Annotated in this window: 3 protein-coding genes; all 3 read right to left on the reverse strand. The window is 31.3% G+C overall.

The genetic code is table 11. From position 1 onward, the window contains the following. Positions 1–171: 171 nt before the first annotated feature. From C6H18_RS09010 to C6H18_RS09020, 3 genes are read right to left on the reverse strand one after another with little or no spacing between them, the layout of a single operon-like run. Positions 172–1,755: an AlwI family type II restriction endonuclease gene (locus C6H18_RS09010; protein ID WP_104722765.1), complete on the reverse strand. Its 1,584-nt coding sequence runs from the start codon at positions 1,753–1,755 to the stop codon at positions 172–174. Further along, entirely contained in the window at positions 1,715–2,680 is a 966-nt protein-coding gene (locus C6H18_RS09015) for a DNA adenine methylase (RefSeq protein WP_104722766.1), read from the reverse strand. The genes C6H18_RS09010 and C6H18_RS09015 overlap by 41 nt, the downstream gene beginning before the upstream one ends. Further along, positions 2,677–3,726: a DNA adenine methylase gene (locus tag C6H18_RS09020; RefSeq protein WP_104722767.1), complete on the reverse strand. Its 1,050-nt coding sequence runs from the start codon at positions 3,724–3,726 to the stop codon at positions 2,677–2,679. Before C6H18_RS09020 ends, C6H18_RS09015 begins: the two co-directional genes overlap by 4 nt. Between the last annotated feature and the right edge of the window lie 62 nt (positions 3,727–3,788).

Consider the following 3,788-nt stretch of genomic DNA (forward strand, 5'->3'; position numbering starts at 1 on the left):
CTAGGATAAGTTCTGGATCTTGTAGTTTATGAAATTCGTCCATTTGACTTAAGCTCTCTCGGGGGGATAATTTTAAGATTCTAAATTTTTTAGCATTGTTTGAATATAGGTTTGATACCATTTGCTACCCCAAGTTTCATTAGTCGTGAGGAGTTTTTGAAATTGTAGAATCTAAATTTTAAGATTGAAAGTGTCATTTATGGAATTGGATTCCATAGAAATTATCTTTAGCCTTTCTATAAACTCTAAAATATCAAAATTTCTAATATCTAAATCATCTTTAAACTTAATAAACTCTACATAAACTTTGGAATCCTCAAAAATTTTTGGTGCAATGAAAATTGCAAAATATGATATATTTGTTAAATCTTGGGTTGATTCTATTAAAGATTTTAAATGTCTAGTGATTGGCAAAAGCTCATTATTAACTTGTCCTCTACCGCAAATCAAACTCACCTCAATAATGCTTTGACTTAAATTATCTCTACAAAAAATATCAGGCTGATTCCCGCTAGCGTGGCATTTGGGCAACCCCTCATCATCAATGCTATAATTTGGCAAAATCTGTAATGTTTTAAAATGCTGTTTTAGGGCAATGGCGGTTAAGAATTCAAACCTTGTAGGCTCTGGGATAAACTTTAACACTTTATCTTTGCTTTTTGTTTTTTTGGAAGCTAAAATACTAAGTTCTTTATAAATTTGTTCTTTTGTATATCGTGTAGCAAAATTTTGTAAAGTGCGTAATTTAAGCGATTCTTCATCTATTACGCTGGATTGCTGGATATCTAAAATATGCGAATCAATCTCGCCCATATACTCAAAATAAGATTTTTTATCGCTAAAATTTTTAAATTGTGAATAATTTTCTAGCACATAATTAATTTTTGGCATTTCAAAGGTGTTGAAATCAATAAATCTCCCATTGCCACGAAGTGAAATAATCCCCGTAATACGCATTTTTCTTATATATTCATCGACAGCTTCATTACAGATTTGGGAAATTTTAAATCGTTTTGTATTATCAGTTTCTAAAAGTTCTAAGCATTTTTCATAGACAATTTCACGTGCATAAGCAAAGCTAGGATACTCTCTCCTAAAATCTAAAATATAATTTGTCAATGCGTTATAATCCCTATCTCTCCAACAAAGCAAAAATGGAATCTCTAAAACAGAAATTTTAGAATCATGTGATATTTCTTGTAATTTTCGTAAAACATTAAGAAGCAAAACTAAAGGCACATTATTGTTAAGAATATTTCTAAAGGGATTGTTGCTTTGATATTTCATCATACAATTTAAAAAAATATTAGCAATTTTTGTCTCATTGCTTGGAATCTCATTGGTAGCATCTATGAGCAAATGCCCTGTATGTGAGATAATCAAAGGTTCATTCATTGCATAAAAGCAAAATCCAAACTCCATTGGAAGTTTATAAAAAGTATCAAAGCGTGAATCCCAACCTCTACTAAACCCAGCCTCTTGATGGTTTTGTGGTGAATTTTTTATGATTTCTTGTATTTGGGAATCGGTGAAAGCTTCATCAGATTCTAAAATATCTTTGAAATTTAGTTTTGCATAATTTGGAATATAGAACTTATTTTGAATCCAATTGGCGATTATTTCCATAATAATTTCATGTGTTAAGATTCGCTCCTCGTATGGCAATAAAACTTTAAGGAAATCAGCAATTCTCTGCGGATTGCGCATCGTGGTGCTAAAAGAGAGAATCTTGTATTGTGCTTGTCTGTTTGACATTGGTTACATAAACCTCCACAGAATCTTTTTTGGTTGAATTATCATTAAAGCTGATATAGTTACTTTGAATATTATATGTCAAGTATTTCTTAGTAAAATCTTTCAAAAGCATATTTGTTTTACCTTTATGCGTTAAAAGATTACTAAGCCCCCATGCAATACCTTTAGAATCCAATTTTTCTAAAAGTTCATAGAGGCAAGATTCCAAATTTTCATTCCATAATTTATTATATTCACTTCCGCTAATAAGATAAGGCGGGTCAAGGTAAATAAAATCGCCTTTTTTTAGAGGAATAGACAAAAGAAAATCCCTATAATCAGCATTAGAGAAAGTGATATTTTTGTCTTTGATAAAATAAAAGTAATCATTTAGGGCTTTTAAGACATTGCGATTAAAATCTACATTTCCAACAGGCAAATTAAAATCTCCTTTGCTATTAAATCTAAGCATGCGATTAAATCCATAAATAAGCAATATATAGAGCTTTAACATATCGGTTTTATTTGCATTAAATTCATCACGCAATCTCAAATAAGATTCCTTATTAAACCTTGCAAAATAGGTTTTTTTATAGGCTTCTCTTAAATCTTTTGGGGGAATGATATTTTTAAGAGAGCAGGAAAGATGATAAGATTCTATAAGAGTGAATATTTGTTGCAAGAAAAAAGGATTTTTTGCACCACTTGATAGAAATTCATGCAAAGAAATAATATAGGAATCTATATCGTTAAGTATATAATTTTGAGCTTGAGTATTCAAAAATGAGCTTCCTCCACCCATAAAAGGTTCAATGTAAGTTTTTATAGGCTTTGGAAAAAGCTTTTTAAGCTGGGGCATAAGCTTATATTTATCGCCAACATAAAAGAGTGGAGAGCGTAGAATCTTATCTGTTTTTTGTTGTATAAATGTGGTTTGTATTGTCATTGGATTTCACCTACAAAAATGATTTCCTTATGCCCATCTAAATTTGTTTTCCCGCTACTAAAAGCTTTGAAATCAAACTCATAAAAACTTGTTTTGCTTACAGATTGGAGGGTTTTTTGAATCTCTTGCAATCCTATCTTATTCCTACTTGAACTTGACTTAGAAGCATAAGTATTATTATAACTCACCACCAAAACCTTGCATATCTTTGCAAGATTCTCTACCAAATCCTTAAAAGTCTCTTTTGCTTCTACCTTGCAATATTTGCTTAGGTTCTCTGGCTCTGGCTTTAAGGCAATGCCATATAATTGTGGTTTGTTATTTTTGGTGAGTGTCTCTAGCAAATGATAGAATCTGGAATATTGCCTTGAATTATAGGGTGGGTCAATAAAGGCTATGTCTATTTGTCTATTTTGCTTACATAAATTTTTAACCAAAAGATTAGAATCTTGCCTATATATTTCTATCTCTGCATTGCTTACAATAGGCTCTATCAACTCATATACAAATCTATCTTGCAAAGCAATATTCTTACGATACGCATCATAATGCCCTACGGTGTTTGCGATTCTATCTGCACTATAAAGCAAAGAGCTTAAGAGTATGCAAAATTCTTTTTCATTAACTTGCTTTTGTTCTAAAAGACAATCTAGCCTATCACGCACATAACCTATGATTTTAGAATCATTCTTGCTAAAAAACTTACCGCCAAAAGCCTTAGAATAATAATTCTCTTTTATATCCTTAGCTTGCAAATGCGCAAAATCTTGCTTGAAAGATTCTAGCTTTTTGAAATCAAAAGAATCTTGGTTAAAGAATCCTTGATAAATCACAGCATTGGAATGCAAAAAATCATTGAGAATAAAACATCCAAATTGTGGCTTTTGTAGAAAATATTCACTCACTACACCTGTGCCTGCAAAGACATCAAAGAAGCTAAGATTGTGTTTATCTCTATAATCAAAGTTTTGCAAAAGGGCGGAATCAATTTTATCTAGTAGCTTTGTCTTTGCCCCTGTGTAGCGGCGAGAGGGGAGAGAGAACATTCTATTCCTTAGCCTAAAATTCAAGCGTATTATACACTACCAAGCGTAAAGATATTTGGATT

The organism is Helicobacter mesocricetorum (assembly GCF_900198605.1).
Lineage (GTDB): Bacteria > Campylobacterota > Campylobacteria > Campylobacterales > Helicobacteraceae > Helicobacter_D > Helicobacter_D mesocricetorum.